The sequence below is a fragment of the Lacinutrix jangbogonensis genome (assembly GCF_000797445.1).
Classification (GTDB): domain Bacteria; phylum Bacteroidota; class Bacteroidia; order Flavobacteriales; family Flavobacteriaceae; genus Lacinutrix; species Lacinutrix jangbogonensis.
Genome location: NZ_JSWF01000014.1, coordinates 202,788 through 217,721, shown reverse-complemented (window position 1 = coordinate 217,721; position 14,934 = coordinate 202,788). Strand labels below are relative to the sequence as shown.

The 14,934-nt window shown below is 32.3% G+C and carries 14 protein-coding genes; 5 read left to right on the top strand and 9 right to left on the bottom strand.

Going from position 1 to position 14,934, the window contains the following annotated elements; all coding sequences use genetic code 11:
• Positions 1 to 120 precede the first annotated feature (120 nt).
• A complete protein-coding gene (locus RH82_RS01635; protein ID WP_034057509.1) occupies positions 121 to 1,626 on the top strand; it encodes a phytoene desaturase family protein in 1,506 nt (501 codons plus the stop codon).
• Here the strand turns inward: RH82_RS01635 and RH82_RS01630 are convergent.
• Positions 1,621 to 2,448 (bottom strand): prenyltransferase, encoded by an 828-nt coding sequence (locus RH82_RS01630; RefSeq protein ID WP_162182438.1) that lies wholly within the window; start codon positions 2,446 to 2,448, stop codon positions 1,621 to 1,623. The genes RH82_RS01635 and RH82_RS01630 overlap by 6 nt on opposite strands.
• Positions 2,449 to 2,874: 426 nt before the next feature.
• Here RH82_RS01630 and RH82_RS01625 point away from each other — a divergent pair, with 426 nt between their 5' ends.
• A complete protein-coding gene (locus RH82_RS01625; protein ID WP_034057506.1) occupies positions 2,875 to 3,282 on the top strand; it encodes a hypothetical protein in 408 nt (135 codons plus the stop codon).
• A gap of 330 nt (positions 3,283 to 3,612) precedes the next feature.
• Positions 3,613 to 4,518 (top strand): IS982 family transposase, encoded by a 906-nt coding sequence (locus RH82_RS01620; protein ID WP_034057504.1) that lies wholly within the window; start codon positions 3,613 to 3,615, stop codon positions 4,516 to 4,518.
• 147 nt (positions 4,519 to 4,665) lie between these two features.
• On the opposite strand, the gene RH82_RS01615 is transcribed toward RH82_RS01620, so the two are convergent.
• The 8 genes from RH82_RS01615 to RH82_RS01575 form a co-directional block, all read right to left on the bottom strand.
• On the bottom strand, positions 4,666 to 5,967 hold the full coding sequence (locus RH82_RS01615) for a lanthionine synthetase LanC family protein (protein WP_034057502.1): 1,302 nt from the start codon (positions 5,965 to 5,967) through the stop codon (positions 4,666 to 4,668).
• Between the two features lie 3 nt (positions 5,968 to 5,970).
• Entirely contained in the window at positions 5,971 to 7,017 is a 1,047-nt protein-coding gene (locus tag RH82_RS17570; RefSeq protein WP_052158149.1) for a T3SS effector HopA1 family protein, read from the bottom strand.
• On the bottom strand, positions 7,014 to 8,126 hold the full coding sequence (locus RH82_RS01605) for an aminoglycoside phosphotransferase family protein (RefSeq protein WP_034057501.1): 1,113 nt from the start codon (positions 8,124 to 8,126) through the stop codon (positions 7,014 to 7,016). The genes RH82_RS17570 and RH82_RS01605 overlap by 4 nt, the downstream gene beginning before the upstream one ends.
• Before the next feature lie 554 nt (positions 8,127 to 8,680).
• Positions 8,681 to 9,013: a hypothetical protein gene (locus RH82_RS01595; protein WP_034057498.1), complete on the bottom strand. Its 333-nt coding sequence runs from the start codon at positions 9,011 to 9,013 to the stop codon at positions 8,681 to 8,683.
• A gap of 339 nt (positions 9,014 to 9,352) precedes the next feature.
• Positions 9,353 to 10,042 carry a peptidoglycan DD-metalloendopeptidase family protein gene (locus RH82_RS01590; protein ID WP_034057497.1) on the bottom strand — a complete coding sequence of 230 codons (690 nt, stop codon included), beginning with the start codon at positions 10,040 to 10,042 and terminating at the stop codon, positions 9,353 to 9,355.
• 28 nt (positions 10,043 to 10,070) lie between these two features.
• Positions 10,071 to 11,624, bottom strand: coding sequence for a hypothetical protein (locus RH82_RS01585; protein ID WP_156112384.1), 1,554 nt, complete (start codon positions 11,622 to 11,624; stop codon positions 10,071 to 10,073).
• 47 nt (positions 11,625 to 11,671) lie between these two features.
• Positions 11,672 to 12,232 (bottom strand): hypothetical protein, encoded by a 561-nt coding sequence (locus RH82_RS01580; protein WP_034057494.1) that lies wholly within the window; start codon positions 12,230 to 12,232, stop codon positions 11,672 to 11,674.
• Positions 12,216 to 12,773: an RNA polymerase sigma factor gene (locus RH82_RS01575; protein WP_034057493.1), complete on the bottom strand. Its 558-nt coding sequence runs from the start codon at positions 12,771 to 12,773 to the stop codon at positions 12,216 to 12,218. Before RH82_RS01575 ends, RH82_RS01580 begins: the two co-directional genes overlap by 17 nt.
• A 241-nt stretch (positions 12,774 to 13,014) precedes the next feature.
• On the opposite strand from RH82_RS01575, the gene RH82_RS01570 reads away from it, so the two are divergent.
• Together RH82_RS01570 and meaB are read left to right on the top strand one after the other, a co-directional pair.
• Positions 13,015 to 13,560, top strand: coding sequence for a DUF2911 domain-containing protein (locus RH82_RS01570; RefSeq protein WP_034057492.1), 546 nt, complete (start codon positions 13,015 to 13,017; stop codon positions 13,558 to 13,560).
• A gap of 249 nt (positions 13,561 to 13,809) precedes the next feature.
• Positions 13,810 to 14,889: a methylmalonyl Co-A mutase-associated GTPase MeaB gene (gene meaB, locus RH82_RS01565; RefSeq protein ID WP_034057710.1), complete on the top strand. Its 1,080-nt coding sequence runs from the start codon at positions 13,810 to 13,812 to the stop codon at positions 14,887 to 14,889.
• Positions 14,890 to 14,934 lie beyond the last annotated feature (45 nt).

Sequence of the window (14,934 nt, the reverse complement as noted above, 5' to 3'; positions counted from 1 at the left end):
TACTCTATTTAAAACCTGATAATTCTTATCAGGTTTTTTTTGTGCTTAGTTTTACATTCCCTTTACTAATTCCTTCTTAATTTCTTTCTAACCACTCTAGTCTTCATTATTTTTGTGACCATGAAAAAGAAAGTGATTATTATTGGTTCCGGTATCGGAGGATTGGGTTCTGCGGCACTTTTAAGCAAAGCAGGTTATGAGGTTAACGTTATTGAAAAAAACGCGAACCTCGGTGGTCGTGCTAATATTTTTAAAGCCGAAGGTTACACTTTTGATATGGGTCCGTCTTGGTATTTAATGCCAGATGTGTTCGAACAGTATTTTAAACTTCTAGATGAAAATATTTCAGATCATTTGGATTTAATAAAGCTCTCTCCTTCATATCGTGTATTCTTTTCTAACGATAAAGAACTTCCTGTCGTTGATATTCATTCAGACTTAGAAAAAGATTTACCACTTTTTGAAACCTTAGAACCTGGTGTTACGCCTAAAATCACAGCGTATTTAAAAAAATCTGGTGCGCAATACGAGATGGCCAAAGACACCTTTATGTATCGCAATCTTGGATTTTCAATGGAATTTCTAAAATGGAAAGTTATAAAAAAAGGGATAGAACTCAATCCGTTTCAAACGATGCAATCGTATTTAAATAAGTGGTTTAAGAGTGATCGTCTAAAAAAAATTCTTGAATACACTTTAGTGTTTCTTGGTTCCGATCCCGCAAAAACACCTGCGATGTACAATATAATGAATGCTATAGATTTTAATATGGGTGTTTACTATCCTAAAGGCGGCATTTATGAAATAGTAAAAGCACTTGTAAATATTAATAAAAAGCATGGCACACAATTTATAACCCATGCACCAGTGGCCAAAATTCTCATTGAGAACAAACATGCTGTTGGTGTGCAACTAGAAGATGGAGCGGTTCTAAAAGCAGATCTTATTATTTCTAATGCCGATTTATGGTTCACCGAAACAAAATTATTAGAAAAACGCTACCAAACATATCCTGAACAGTATTGGGAGAAAGCTGTTTTGAGTCCGAGTGCTTTTATAATGTATCTTGGTTTGGACAGACAAATAGACTTATTAAGTCATCACAACCTACGTTTTGGAGCTGATTGGAAACAGAATTTTAAGGAGTTGTTTGATACACCTCAACTTCCAGACGACCCTAGTTATTACATTTGTAAGCCCACAGAAACAGATCCGGAATTGTCACCACCAGGAACCGATAATCTATTCGTGCTAGTCCCAATTCCTCCTGGCCTTAATCTTACGGAAGCTGATATGAGCGGTTATAGAAAAAAGATTTTAAACCTGATGAAGACGGATTTGAACCTTCCTAAAATTGAAGATTATATTGTTTATGAGCGTTCGTATTGGGGAGACGATTTTAAAAAAGATTACAACGCTTATAAGGGCACCGCTCTAGGTTTGGCTCACACTTTAAAACAGACGCTAAAACGTCCTTTAAATTACAGTAAAAAAGTTAAAAACCTGTATTATGTTGGCGCGAGTACTAGTCCTGGAATTGGGATGCCCATCTGCCTAATTTCAGCAGAACTCGTTTACAAACGTATTCAGAAAATTAAAACAGCAAAACCTTTAGAATCCTTATAACATCATTTCCTTAAAAAACATAGAGAAAAACAAAAGGGCTCCCGTTAACACATTGATAAGAGGAAAGTAAGTATAATATTTAAACAATTTTGACGGATTATAAATACTTAATAACACTATTGAGATATAAACAACACCAAAGACAGCGGCTATAACTCCTACATAGTAGAAACCAATACAAGCAGAAAAAAAATAAGCCATTAAACAAAACCACAAGGCTTTTTTCTCACCAAGCATAATAGCCAATGTATTGAATCCCGCTTTTCTGTCTGCTTCAATGTCTGGAACTGCAGAATAGGTTTGCATACCAAAAGCCCAAATAATACCACCAAGCACGGCAAACCATTGTATGTTTGTGTTTCCAGTGACAAAAAACCCTACTAATGCAGGCGACACATATATAATTGAAGAAAAAACAACATCTAAAGGTGGCTTTGTTTTAGCACGTATTGGTGTAGCCGAATAAAATAACCCTGTAAAAAGAAATAACAATAAGGCGAGTATTGTTGGCACATTAACGATAAAGAGTAAAGGCAAAAAAGGAAGTAATACTAGTGCTATTATTAGCCAAAACTTACTATGCTTTTCAGGATGTAAAACCGTTTCGTATTTCACCTTTTTATCATTATAAATATCGGTATGATAATCATAGATATCGTTAACACCGTAAATAAGGACGTTCGCCGGTAGCGAAAAAAACAGAACAAAAACTATTAAAAGGAGCGTCGTAAAATCGCTATGTAAAAAGAGATTGCCTGAAGACATAACACCTATTAAAAACGTTCCCAGAACATACATCCAGAATCTTGGTCTGGACCTCATTAATATTTCTTTAAATGTTAATTTCATAGTACGGCAAAAATACGTCGATAGAATGAAAAAATCTAAATATATGTGTTTTTTTGTTTATTTTTTTTAAATATTTATTAAACAAAAAAAAACCTTATTAACTAAAGGAAATTGGGTTATAGTCCATTGATTAACAAGTACTACTTATTTTCCATAACCATGGCTATCGAAACCATCGGTAAGCATAAAAAGGTCAGAAAACACAACCGGTTTAGCATTCATTTCTTCATCGGTCATCTCAAGAACGAAGTACGACCTCATGTCGTGACTATAATCAAAGGCACAGACTGAAATGCTTCCTAAGTTATTTCACAATAAAACATATTCAATAATTATTTCGTAAATTTAGTTTTCTATTGCTTTAACACACTCTTTAATAAGGCTAAAAATAAAACAATCATGCTTAGAAATATAGTTGCCACTATCGTAGGATTTATAGCCGCAGCACTAGCTGTTCATCTTTTCGAAAACCTTCTTGGACATACTTTTTTTCCATTACCAAAAGGATCAGATCCTAGTGATATGGAATGGATAAAAAATAATATGGCTAGTATTCCAACTGGCGCGAAAATATTTGTGGTTATAGGCCATTTTATGGGCATTATAACTGGTATGTTTGTCGCTGGTTTAATTTCTAAAACGAGTATGATTCCTGCTTATAGTGTAGCTGGAATTATGATTTTAGCAACAGCCTTTGTTACGTTTGGCTTACCAAAAGAAACAGGATTTGTAATTGCTGAAGTTGTTGGAGTTATTGCTGGTTTTTTCTTCGGAAAATCTCTCGCACAGCGGAATGTTTTTGATTAGTCGTTTTAATCCTTAATAAATTTTTGATTTAGAATTCCTTGATCATTATTTAATCTAATAAATGCCTTTTTGCAGTTTACTTACATCGATTTTATTATTAAAACATTTACCCAAGCTTTTTGTTTATTTAACCAACTATCCGTTAGCACTATATATTAAAATAGAATTAATATTATCTTTACTTTCAATAATTAAGACATCTTTAACTAGATTAGGATAACTTTTAAACCTGAGTTCGACGTAAGAAAAGAGGTTTTTTAGTATCGAAAAAAGCAGAATATTTAGCATATTAAAGTGTTGTTTTTCAATATATTAAAAAACATCCTGCTTATGATTTCTAATGATAAAATTACTGAAATTTTCTGTTCTATTGATGATTTTTGCCTTGTTTTTGAGCCAGCTTTAAGAAAAAGACTGCTTTCCACTGGTAAAAAGAGCAGAAATAGAAAATCTACAATGTCTATGAGTGAGATAGTAAGCCTTACCGTTCTATTTCATTTAAGTGGTATAAGAACCTTCAAGCACTTCTATATTTTCTATGTGCAAAAACATTTAAAGCAAGAGTTCCCAAATACAGTGTCTTATAATCGTTTTGTAGAACTTATGCAAGCTAATATACTACCACTAACCCTGTTTATGAAAATGTGTTGCCTTGGTAAATGTACTGGTATTTCTTTTATAGATTCAACACCAATACGAGCCTGTAAAAAGAAACGTATACGTCAGAATAAAGTATTTAAAGGGATTGCAACTATTGGTAAATCTACAATGGGATGGTTTTACGGTTTTAAACTTCATGTTATTGTCAATGATAAAGGCGAACTCCTTGACTTTATTATTACTCAAGCCAATGTGGATGACAGAACACCTTTAAAAGAAGACCACTTTTTAAAGAAAATATTTGGGAGTTTATATGCAGATAAAGGTTATATATCTAAGCAATTATCGGCTTTACTATTCGATCAAGGGTTGCACCTAATAACGGGTATTAGAAACAATATGAAAAATGTGATAATGACCATGAGAGATAAAATATTACTTAGAAAACGGTCTGTTATAGAAACTATAAATGATCAACTTAAAAATATAGCTCACGCGGAGCATTCTAGGCATAGAAGTTTTGCTAATTTCATTACTAATTTAGTAGCTAGTCTTATGGCTTATTCTTTTCAAGAAAAGAAACCTAGCATTAAATTTGAAACAGAAAAATCTTCACAATTAACTCTTTTTTATTAATTCCTTACGTCGAACTCAGGTTTTAAAGTTTGAAATATTTAATTCTTCGAGACCTAATATTTTATTAGAAATAACAGTTATTAATTCATGATTAAAAAATGAGTTTAACAAAACCAATCCTAAAGTTGATAAAGACAAACCTCTACTCTATAATACACAAATTAATGGGCTACTTATATTTTCATTAGAGTATAATCTTAGACAATGTAATCCAATACCAGAAAGTCCTACCATAATAGATGGATTATAACCGCCGGCAACAATACCTGATGGCAATGAAATAACATTCTTAAATTTGGAAATATAATCTAAAGTAATTGCTCTTGAAAATGACATCAGCTCTTCGTTATTTAGTTTTTGAGCATAACTAAAAATTATATCCGACAAACCTAAAATCCCATGGCATAGCGTTGCATCTTTTTCAGGAAGTGATTCTATTTTTTCCAATAACAAAGTTTTTGTTGTATTAATAGCGATGCGAGCTTTTTCAAAATAAAGCTCACTGTTACCCGTATCTAAGAATGCTGCCCTTAGGTTAGCTAAAGCAATGCCTGGTGCGCCATGGCACCATGCAGATCTGAATGTTCCAGTTATTTTTCCATTTCGTTTTACATGTGGATATCTAGTATCTACCCAATTCCCTTCTTCGTCATTAAATAAGGAGTTTTCGAAAGTAAATGATCCTCTTCCATGTTTAAGGTATTTGTTATCTCCAAAATACTGATAAGCTTCTAACAACGCTACTGCCAAACCAGATGCTCCATGAGAATAACCTGTGGTAGGAGGCGTATCCAGTTCTACGCCATGTACTTTATGAGATGACCAAATACACATATCATCTTTCCATTGTGCAAGGCTTATTAATTCTTCAGTACAATCGGTTGCTACTTTTTCAAAAATATCTAAATTGTACTTTCTTTTTAATTCTAGTAAAACAGGAATAGCTCCTGCATTTCCTCCTATAATATCTAAAGAATGTTTATCATTTAAACCATTTTTTAAGTTAGATATCAACCAATCTAAATGTGGTTGAATGGCCTCACCAAGACTGTTATCTACTTCAAGAAATCTGTAACCAACAAAAATTAAGCCTAAATCTCCAGCATAAAAAGAAATAGAAGAAGCTGGAAAGTCATTAATTCTCATGTAATTAATGGATCTCATCCATGCTCCTAAAGCAATTTTTTTATATTCCTCATTTTGTGTGTTGTGGTAAAGTTCTATTAAAAAATAAGCAACTCCACCAGTTCCACTATAAAATTCAGGACTCAAAATCGAAACTCTTTTTGAGTATTTTGCAATTTGAGCATCTTGAATATCACGAGCACCATTCCAGGTACAATATGTTGAAGTTGAGTCCCAAATTGCTGTAGATATTAAATGATCTCCTATCTCTAAAGCAGCATTTAATAAGGTTTCTTTAGTAGAGTCTATTTGAAGTGTCTCCATCGTTTAATTTAAGATTATTGAGTTTAATAAAATTTCATAGTTGTCCAATTTTGATTGTGAACAATATGGATAGTTGGGATTAATTCCTTTGGATAAAAACGAAGAACAGATTTCATTAGAAATTTCATTCTTTGATAAAATTTTATTTTGAAAGCAATCATATAAGGTATCACTTATAATTTCTGCTCTCGAAATCCCAAAACTATTACCATCTTGTGGGTCTTCGGCAAAACTTAAGCCTCTAGCAAGCTGTTTTGAAAAGAGTGGTGTTTTGTCTTTTAAATAAGATTTAAGGTCGTTGTAAATCTCCATAATAATTGGAAGAGCGACTGATAGTTGGCTTGTATCTAAATATAAAACTCCAGCATCTGATCTATTGTATTCTTGAGGATTAGAAAGTACTTTAGTACGGAAACAACATTTTTTTTCGTTTAATCTTTCCGTAACAAGTTTTATATATTTAATAGCACCTGTAGGAGTTAAATTCCAATAGAAACGGGTTAATTGATTTTCAAATTTATTAATTTTCTCCTTATTCGTATTTCCAAATACCATATAAAAACTTGGGTTTAAGTTTTTAATCTCTTTTTCTATTTTCACAAGGCATGGTGTGTTGTTAACATAAGATTCATTACTGCTTATTACTTCATCTTTGTTAACCCAAAACATAATATCTTTTTTCTTCACAATTATTTTCCCAGTACTGAATTCTTCGCCTACAATTAGCCAATTATCTTCCCAAGTTCCTGAACCATTATTTGCATTGGATAAATTTTCTAAAAAGTTACCATTCATTACTTCTCCCAAAAAGCTGTTTTTATCTGGAACATTAAACTTGTATAGTTGATTATAAATATCGGATCTAAGAATTTCTTTAAAAAATAAATCATTTCTCTTAGGGTCTTTTTGAAGTACCTCTCCATCATCTGATTTTAATTTTATTTGAGTCAAATCTCTTTGAATATCTTTGATATTGTAAGAGGTCTCGGTTAAAATTTCAACAGCATTTAATACCTCTTGAATGTCTTTGTGAAGTTTCGTTTTTATCATGATATCAATTCTTTTTTTGATATTCCAAATAATTTTTCTTGAGTGAGTTCTGGGTTTCTAATAATGCTTTTACCCATATTTAAAAACAATTGTGCGATATGAGGAATAGCATCAAATTTTGAAGAGATTTCAAAAGATGTTTGCAATAACCTGAAGCCAGAAAACAGGGTTACTTTTTCTAATAATTCTATGTTCTCTTTAAACGTTAAGCCTCTTGTACTACAATAACTTTCCCAATAAACATTTATGGCTGGATGTAATTTGTCGAAAGAAAATTTTGCGTTTTTTACCATTTCTTCAGGTGTTTCATTATCAGGCATATTAATTATCCACCAAAAAACAAAATCATTAAATACACCGGCAAGGTCCCAAGCAAAATCGCCATATTGAAGCATTTCCCAATCTACCAATCTCAATTGATTACTAGCAGGATCTTCAGGATTGAGAATAATAAAGTTGTCTAATTTTATATCTCCATGGATTAAAGCATTCTTCTTCCAAATAGATGGAATATTATTAAATGCAATCATTATATCGTCCTCTTTTTGAATGTGTTTAATAAAATTATAACCACCACGACCTATATAAGAAAGGCGTTTGGGATGTGGTTTATACAAATTAAAAATTAAGGGCAATTCATCGTTCAAAAAATCTAATCTTTTATCTTTCATTATTTCCTCTTTAGTGAATGCATTATGCACCTCACCCAATAACCTTCCTACAGTCTCAGTAGTTTTCAAAGGAAATTTTTCAATCGTCTTTTCATTGTAATACTTCCATAGCGGAATAGCATCTTTATAAAAAGTCATAACTAGGATTACTTTTTCCAAATCAACATACTTAACTTCTGGCAGGTAATTATTTAGACTAGGAAGTGACTTTGAAAAATAGTCATAGAATTGAGCTTCTCTTTTCAAGGTTTGAGCATTCTCAGATTTTAAATTTTTAACTTGTTTAATCAAGAAATTAGGATCTGTGAGCGTTGTAACTTGTATATTTTGATTCCTCCTATTAATGCTTGTTACTTCGAAATCACCAAATACAACCGTATCTGAATCAATTAATTTCTCTTGCAATAAAAAGTGATGAATGTTATTTACAGTATACATAAAGTTTAGCGTATTTTAAGTTAGAAATATTGCATAATAAGGCATTAGGTTGTACAGCTAGTAGTAGCAACGACAACCCAGCAACAATCGTTATCTGTTAAATTTTGTTCTAAGGAGGATTTATTTAAGCTTGGTTCATCCATAGTGCACCCTGTAGTTCCCAACACTCCAACCCAACAACAATCATCATTGGTTTTTTTTGAACAACGAACGTTGGATCAGTACTACACATTGTAGTTGAAAGAGGAATCCAGCAGCAATCATAAGGTATCTTGATGTCAACCAATTTATTTGCGTTCAGGTTGCTCTTCTTATCTTTTGAACTATTTGTCATAATTGTATTTTTAAAATTTATTCTACTCTATTTAGAATAGACTATTCGGAATTGAACTATACTAACCAACACGAATGATTGTAGCAACTCAATTAAGAGTTCTTCATTGACTAGTTTATTGTTAAATATTTCGACCATAACCAAAATAAAAATTTGAAAATATTGAGGAACGACATTAATATCCTTCCTCAATATTTTTTAATACATACTTAAGTTAGTATCAAGTTGAACAACCAGTAGTTGCTACAACAATCCAACAACAGCTGTCTGCTGTTTTTTTCTGTACTAATTTGGTAGTTTCTGCATCAGTTGAACAACCAGTAGTTGCTAAAACAATCCAACAACAATCATCTGCAACAGCATTTTTACGTGCTAGAGAGGCCTCTGCAGAAGTAGATTGTACTTCTGTTGAACAACCAGTAGTTGCTAAAACAATCCAACAACAATCATCCGGTGCCGATTTTTGGGCAACTGCGGAAGCTTTCTCTGTATTAACGTCTGTTGAACAGCCAGTAGTTGCTACTATTATCCAACAACAATTAGAATTTGCCATAATAAATAAAATTTAAAATATTCCTACTCTATTTAAAAATAGGTTTTTCGGATTCCACCTTTGTAATCAGAATAATTGATAGTAGCTACTCAATCGAATAATTTGTTCTTACATTACATTGTAAATATCTGATAAAACAATTGTTTTTTTTAGAGTACAAATACTGCTTTTTAAAAAATAGGTATTAATACCCGACCTTTATTATTCTATATTATTTGACAATTTAAAGATGAGGAAATAATAAATTGAATTATAAGAAAATGCTATACATACTTAATATTGATATATGAAAGGATACAACTAAGACTTAAAAAAACAGTTAAACGAACATCCTAAAACTCAAAATTCCAAAACTCTCTCAGGATTAACAGTATTCTCCTTATAAAACTCTAAATCTTGTAAAGAACAAACTCCCGGATAATCTCCAACACATCCTTGTAAATCTATAATCATTTGAAAATGTAAATGTGGCGCATAATCACCATTTACTTCGGCTTTGCCTAAATATGCAATAATTTCACCTTGACTTACCATTGCTCCTACTTTTAAGTTGGCTAAAGATTCGCGAGATAAATGACCATAAAGCGTATAGAATACAAAACCATCCAAATCATGTCTTAGAATAATTGTTGGCCCATAGTCGCCAAAGTTAGTATTGTCTTTAAAACTATGAATTTCACCATTAAACGCTGCTAAAACAGAGGTTCCAGCTGCTATCCATAAATCTAAACCAATATGAATATTACGCTCAGCTCTTGGATTTGGGTTATTAAAATAATCGCTACGATTATAAATACCACGTTTTTCAAGATAACCACCAAAGGCTACTTTTTTGTTACGTTCTTTTAAATATTTGGTAATGTAAGTATCCCAATCTTGAGAAGAAGAACTATCGAAAGTGTCAAGGTCTGTGTTTGCTTTAGATAAATCGATTGGAGTGTAGTCGCTTTTTGGAATTGCAGCATCTATAACAAAAATATTTTGTGAAGTTAAAGCCGCTAAGCGTATTTTGAAGTTTTTCGAATTCATTTAAAACAATTGAATTCAAAAATAAAATTTATTCAGCAATAACGTTACTATACTTGGCATTAATTACAATGGTTTTATTAGAATTTCCATCATTTGGAGTATGTTTTATTGTTTTACTATTAGTTGTCTTCTTATTAAGTTTAGAGTGATTGCCTTTAAAATACAGGTTGTAATTTATTGTTTTAGGTAAACTTAATAGCGCATCGCTATTTTCTAAAAAAATATTTAGGTTATTAAAATTGTCCAAAATATTCTGCACATACAAATCGCCAAAACTACCATCTATAACAGAGTTCCCACATAAATTTTCGATATCAACATTAGAAGACACAGCGTTAAGCATTAAATCTTTAGCAGTTTTAATTTTTGTTTTAGACGCATAATTTAATTTTAAAGTGCCTTCGTTCCATGCTTGAATAGCTGCATTAGAATATGAAATATTGATGGAAGCGTCGCTTCCATCAATAGTATTTGCTAAAAATTTACCGTGTGAAATAGTAATGTCTGGATTACTAATTACAGATGCCATTTTAAGTTCTCCATGTCTAACATCAAGCTTTAATTTTGCTTTTTTAGGCATTTTAATTTTTATGGTTTTTATTAAATCTTGAGTTTTGTTAGATTTCTCAAATCTGTTTTTAGATTTAGAATCTCCAAACGCCTCTTCCATTTTTTCTTCGAAAGCTTTGCCAAATTCTTCTCCCCATTTCTCCATTGCAGGCGCGAATTTTTCTTCAAACTGTTTCCCAAAATCTTCTCCCCATTTTTCCATTTTCTTTTCAAAATCTTCCCCGAAACCTTCTTCGATAGCTTTCTCAATATCTCCACCAAATTTCTCTCCCCAAATGGTCATTTCTTTTTCGAAATTGTCTAAATCTGACTGCTTGATGCTTTTTGCCCAATCACGCATTTCTTCTTCATACTCTTCGCCATATTCCTTTCTGTATTTCTTACTCCAAGCGTCTAAATACTTCTCTCCATCTTCTTGATATTTATCAAAATCGAAATCCATATTATAGCTACCATCTGGAGATTCTGGAATACGTAGTATTTTTAAAGTTTCTGGTAAATCTTGTAAAGATTCTAAGCTGCTTAAGCCTTCTAATAAGGGTTCTAAATTTAAATTAATGTCCATATTAGATAGTGCTTCTAGAGACTCTTCATCTAAAATTTTTATACTAATATCATTAGACCAGTTTCCTTGAGAGCCTTTAGAATGAATATTTATGCGATTTTCATTGGCATCAACATCAAAGTCCCAAGCTTCTAAAGCCTTTGCAAGTTCTTCTTTACTTAATTTCTTACTTCCGATGTAAGCTTCAATTTCTACATAATTCTTGTTCCAAGTATCTACTTCTACATTAGTATGCGTAGCATCAAGATAAATTTCAACGTTTTTATTAACCTTTATGGTTTGCTTTGTTTTTGTAAGTTCATTCTGTGCCACAGCACTAAACGATACTAGCAAACAAAGCATAGTAGTATATATATATTTAAGTGTCATAAGTTTATTTTTAAGTGTCACATGCGGTACGCTATTAATCACTTCGTGAGTTGATAGCGTTCTACATGCTAGATTCATAATTTTCGTTTTGATTGATTTGCTGACTATCCTATTCAGCTTCATTTTTAAATTTGATTAGAATTGATTGTATTCAAGTCCTTTAATTGTTCTTTTAAACGATACATTAAGTTTAATCTTAACTTCAAATTACTAATAAGCGCATCTACTGTTAGCTCATCTGGCCCTTCTTTTGTAAGCTCCACATTCAAGCGTTGGTATTCAGCTTTCAAATCGTCTAAACGTTTAACGTAACCATCGAAAAGTTCTTTATTTTCTGGTGTTAACTTTACTTTAGACAATTCTATATTGATATTAGCGAGATAATAATCTTCAATCTTTTTTAGATCTGGAGAAATATCACCAATTGTTTTGGTGTCACTAGTCTCCACATCTGCAATTGTAGTACCTTGATTTCCATTAGCAATAAAAAACTGAAATGCTCCAAAACTCAACCCTAAAAACACGACAACACTCGCTGCTATTGATAACCAATTAAATTGTGAGGCTTTCTTTTCTGGTAAAGCGGTCTCTAGCTTATCTAGAAAACGTACTTCATGACCAGTTGGCATTGTATCTTTAGACAGTTTATTATCTGCTTCAAATAGGTCTCTAATATCTTTCGCCATAACTTTTATGTTTTAGTAATTCTTGTAATTTAACTTTCCCTCTAGACAACTGTGTACGTGATGCGACTTGCGTAATATTTAATATTTTTGAAATTTCCTCATGGTCATAACCTTCAATTAAAAACAACATCAAAACATATTTGTACTTTTCTGGTAGATTATTAATAGCTACCTTAATTTCGTCTATAGTTGTTGTATCGTCTACTAACCAATTGTTATTATCATTAGTATCGATCACTTTTAAATGAACGTCTTCTAACTCAACTAAACGCTGCTTTTTTAGTTTGAGATAATCGATACTTTTATTAATAACAATACGTTTTAACCACGCTCCAAAAGTAACGTCGCCTTTAAATTGATGCAGTTTTGAAAATGCTTTTATAAAAGATTCTTGTACGACATCTTCGGCTTCTGCTGTGTGATTTACAAAACGTTTCGCAATACAATACATAGCATCACAATACTGGTTATACAATTTCAATTGCGCTTTGCGATTGTTTTGTTTACACAATTCAATACTATCTAATTGAACGACTTTCACTTATTGGTTTTTGGTTAGTATATTTTCGAGCTCATTATAAAGACGACACAAAATTTAAGATGTGGCAAAAAAGTTACATTTTTTTTATAAAGGTAACAACAAAAATGATTAAATAAGAGTTAAGCTATTGACCAGCCTTATCTTTTAGAGTATCTTTAACGCACAAACTGACACCAAATTAATTTCAAATAATTGACTATAAATTTGAATTATATTTGGTATTCACTTAATTACAATCGCTATGAAACGATTTATCGTTTTTTTATTACTCATTATTGTTGCCGCTCTTGGGTATTTTTACTTTACTAAAACCGGTGTTTTTGTAGAACGTAAGAGTCCAAAAAAAACTGTGGTCTTTACTGTCGATGATTTAAAGTTAGAAATATTCTACAACAGACCATCGAAACGCAATCGAGACGTTTTTGGTGCTTTGGTGCCCTTTAATAAGGTTTGGAGAACAGGCGCAAATGAGGCGACCACCTTTGAAACTAATAAAGCTTTAAAAATTGGTAACGACTCGCTTCCTGCTGGAAAATACACGTTATGGACCATACCAAATGATACGTCTTGGAGCGTTATGTTTAACGCTAAACAATATAAATGGGGCGTTGACGAGACTATGGAACCTATGCGCATTCCAGAATTTGATGTTATAATGTGCTCTGCTTCTGTGCAAAAACTAGAAAAACCTGTAGAACAATTTACTATTGCTTTCGATAATTCTACAGATAATTTATCTTTAACTATGGCGTGGGATGATGCTAAGGTTGTTGTACCGTTGAAGTAAGTAAGCAGTCTTCATTTGGCAGTCTTACTCGGGAAATGAGTTGGCGGTGTTCAGCTTTCAATTGACGGTCTTAATCGAAAGGTTAAACAATTAGGCAGTATTCAGTCGTCAGTAATTACTCAAACTTAAAAAATAATATTTTTGTCCGGTCACGCGCAGTCGAGACCTTATAAAACAAATAACACAAAATGGTAAGATTTTCCGCCTCTACTGAAACAAATTCAAGGAAACACGGACATGACAAAAAAGATGGCAAATAAAAAATCTGCACTAAAAGAAAACGAAGGTATTTCTGCTCCAGAAATAACCAGTAATTCTGCTATTTCAAAAATTAAAGAAAGCCGAAAACATAAAAAATCGACTGATACTTTAGTATCAGCCATTTTAAATGAAAACATTACAGCGCTAAGTCAAGCCATTACTTTAGTCGAAAGTAAAAACACGAAACACTTAGAACAAGCCCATGCTATTATAAAAGCGTGTTTACCACATGCAAATCAATCCATCCGCATAGGTATTACAGGTGTTCCTGGTGTTGGAAAGAGCACGTTTATTGAAGCTTTCGGAACCTATTTAACAAGCATTGGTAAAAAGGTTGCTGTGTTAGCTGTAGACCCAAGTAGCTCGCTTACAAAAGGTAGCATTCTAGGAGACAAAACCCGAATGGAAGATTTGGTGAAAGATAAAAATGCTTTTATTAGACCAAGTCCTTCTGGAACATCGCTTGGTGGTGTTGCTAGAAAAACACGAGAATCTATTATTTTATGCGAGGCTGCTGGTTTCGATACTATTATTATTGAAACTGTTGGTGTTGGACAAAGTGAAACCGCTGTGCATAGTATGGTGGATTTCTTTTTATTACTAAAACTCGCTGGTGCTGGAGACGAACTTCAAGGTATAAAACGCGGTATTATTGAAATGGCAGATGCTATTGCCATTAATAAAGCGGATGGTGATAATACCATGCGTGCTAAGCTAGCCAAGGTAGAATTTAATCGTGCATTGCATATGTATCCTGTAAAATCGTCTACATGGCAACCAAAAGTGGTCACATGTAGTGCTATTGAAAATCAAGGTATTCAAGACTTATATACTATGATTTCCGATTACCTGAAACTTACCGTTGACAACAACTACTTCTATTCTAAACGAAACGAACAAAACAAATTTTGGCTCATACAAACTATTGAAGAGCAACTTAAAAGCGATTTCTTTGATAATACTGACATTAAAACAGCCCTTAATAAACAGTTGAAGCTAATTGAAGCTAATAAAACGACGCCTTTTGTGGCTGCTGAGTATTTGTTGGGTTTGGGGAGTACTAAATAATTTTTGCGGTAATTAAGATTAAAAACTGACTTATGTCTAACATAA

Excerpts from the sequence above, each read along its gene's own strand:
- RH82_RS01630 (WP_162182438.1), bottom strand. The coding sequence starts at position 2,448 with ATGAGGTCCAGACCAAGATTCTGGATGTATGTTCTGGGAACGTTTTTA.
- RH82_RS17570 (WP_052158149.1), bottom strand. The coding sequence starts at position 7,017 with ATGATAAAAACGAAACTTCACAAAGACATTCAAGAGGTATTAAATGCT.
- RH82_RS01620 (WP_034057504.1), top strand. The coding sequence starts at position 3,613 with ATGATTTCTAATGATAAAATTACTGAAATTTTCTGTTCTATTGATGAT.
- RH82_RS01595 (WP_034057498.1), bottom strand. The coding sequence starts at position 9,013 with ATGGCAAATTCTAATTGTTGTTGGATAATAGTAGCAACTACTGGCTGT.
- RH82_RS01590 (WP_034057497.1), bottom strand. The coding sequence starts at position 10,042 with ATGAATTCGAAAAACTTCAAAATACGCTTAGCGGCTTTAACTTCACAA.
- RH82_RS01570 (WP_034057492.1), top strand. The coding sequence starts at position 13,015 with ATGAAACGATTTATCGTTTTTTTATTACTCATTATTGTTGCCGCTCTT.
- RH82_RS01605 (WP_034057501.1), bottom strand. The coding sequence starts at position 8,126 with ATGTATACTGTAAATAACATTCATCACTTTTTATTGCAAGAGAAATTA.
- RH82_RS01615 (WP_034057502.1), bottom strand. The coding sequence starts at position 5,967 with ATGGAGACACTTCAAATAGACTCTACTAAAGAAACCTTATTAAATGCT.
- RH82_RS01625 (WP_034057506.1), top strand. The coding sequence starts at position 2,875 with ATGCTTAGAAATATAGTTGCCACTATCGTAGGATTTATAGCCGCAGCA.
- meaB (WP_034057710.1), top strand. The coding sequence starts at position 13,810 with ATGGCAAATAAAAAATCTGCACTAAAAGAAAACGAAGGTATTTCTGCT.
- RH82_RS01580 (WP_034057494.1), bottom strand. The coding sequence starts at position 12,232 with ATGGCGAAAGATATTAGAGACCTATTTGAAGCAGATAATAAACTGTCT.
- RH82_RS01635 (WP_034057509.1), top strand. The coding sequence starts at position 121 with ATGAAAAAGAAAGTGATTATTATTGGTTCCGGTATCGGAGGATTGGGT.
- RH82_RS01585 (WP_156112384.1), bottom strand. The coding sequence starts at position 11,624 with ATGAATCTAGCATGTAGAACGCTATCAACTCACGAAGTGATTAATAGC.